The organism is Microbispora sp. NPDC088329, assembly GCF_040685655.1.
GTDB lineage: Bacteria > Actinomycetota > Actinomycetes > Streptosporangiales > Streptosporangiaceae > Microbispora.
The window spans coordinates 1-1,829 of the sequence record NZ_JBFBIP010000061.1 but is presented as its reverse complement, the minus strand read 5'-3'; the positions used below and the strand labels follow the sequence as shown (position 1 = coordinate 1,829).

Below are 1,829 nucleotides of genomic sequence, written 5' to 3'. Positions count from 1 at the left end.
CCCCTCACTCCCAACGGCAAGATCGACCGCGACGCCCTGCCCGAGCCTCCCGGCGACCGGCCCGACCTCGCCGACGCCTACACCGCACCCCGCGATGAGATCGAAACCGCCATCGCCGGCATCTGGTCCGACGTCCTCGGCATCGACCGCGTCGGCATCCACGACAACTTCTTCGACCTCGGCGGACACTCACTCCTCGCGACACGAGTCATCAACCAGATCGAGCTCCTCACAGGCCTGAACATTTCTCTGAAGGAGTTTTTCCTGGCTCCGACCGTGGCCTCGCTGATAGGAAAGCTTCTGGAGCTCGTTTCGGATGGTGAAGCAGACGGCTTCAGCAATGATGACGCATCCGAGACCTATTGATGACTGCAGGAGGAGCGGATATGGACAAGGTGACCGCCGAGTCACTCCTACTGTCTCGTATGAAGCGTCACGGCAAGAGTCCGGTCATTTCTCCTCGAGAAGAGTCCGGGCCTGCTCCGCTGTCCTTCGCGCAGCAGCGACTTTGGTTCCTGGATCAACTCAACCCGGGGCGTGCAGACTATGCCATGGCGTTCGCATTCACGCTTCGTGGACAGCTTGCGGTGTCGACCCTCAAAAGCGCTTTTCGGGACCTCGTAGAGCGGCATGAAGCACTGAGAACGCGATTCGAGGTATCCGAGGACGGAACTCCGGTCCAAATCGTGAACATCGCGCCGGACTTTGAGTTCAGTGTGATCGACATGGACTCATCAAGGGATCACGCGTCCCCCGGGGAGGCTTTGGAGCTGGTCGAGGGCGAAGCGCTTCGACCTTTCGACCTGTCTTCCGGGAATCTGCTGCGTGTCAAGGTGGTGCGGATGGCACCCGATGAGCACCTGCTACTGATGTCGCTGCACCACATCGTTGCCGACGGATGGTCGATCGATGTCCTGCTGAGGGATCTCCGCGCCTTCTATTCCGCCCGTATCCATCGGACCGATAGCGCACTCCCCGATCTCAAAATCCAGTACACGGACTTCGCGGCCTGGCAGCGGCAGTGGCTCTCCGGGGGGGTACGAGAGCACCAGTTGGCCTATTGGCGGGAGAAGCTCGCGAACCTCGAGCCCGTAGAGCTTCAAACGGACAGGCCTCGACCTGCGGCACCTTCCGGAGCAGGCGACAGTGTGTCATTCGCGGTGCCGGCAGAGGTGGTTTCATGCCTGCGCGACATCGCTACCCGAAGTGGCTCCTCACTTTTCATGGTGACATTGGCGGCCTTCAAGGTCGTACTGCAACGATGGACCGGGTGCCATGACATATCTGTGGGCACCCCCATAGCCGGGCGGAACAGGTTCGAGGTGGAAGACCTGATCGGCTTCTTCGTCAACACCCTCGTGATCCGCTCCGACCTGCATGGGGATCCGACCTTCGAAGATCTGCTGGGGCAGGTCAAGGAGACAATGCTGGAAGCCTACTCCCATCAGGACCTGGCGTTCGATTTGCTAGTCGAAGATCTGGCTCCAGAGCGGGATCCAAGCCGCATGCCGCTCGTTGGCTGCACCTTCTCCTTCGATGATTCGAACGACGGAGGCTGGGACCTCCCCGGTCTGACCGTGGATCCGGTCGAACTTCCTTACAAAACAACGAAGTTCGACCTCTCGGTCTTCCTCGCCGAAGACGACAACGGTGGATTCCGTGGCGATTTCGTCTTCTCCACCGAGCTGTTCGACAAGGAAACCATCAGGAATCTCGCGGACCGATACGCAAGGGTTCTGGAGGGGGTCGCCGCCGGTCCGGATCTGGCGATCAGCCGGATTGACGTCCTTGCTCCCGCGGAGCGTGAGCTGCTGTTGCGGGTGTGGAAC

The 1,829-nt window shown here is 60.4% G+C and carries 2 protein-coding genes; both read left to right on the top strand.

The window, feature by feature from the left end; genetic code table 11:
- Positions 1 to 366 (top strand): phosphopantetheine-binding protein (locus AB0O28_RS39775; RefSeq protein WP_363648217.1); only part of this gene is annotated, 366 nt, incomplete at its 5' end.
- A 20-nt stretch (positions 367 to 386) separates the two neighbouring features.
- On the top strand, positions 387 to 1,829 hold a 1,443-nt coding region (locus AB0O28_RS39770), incomplete at its 3' end, for a condensation domain-containing protein (RefSeq protein WP_363648215.1).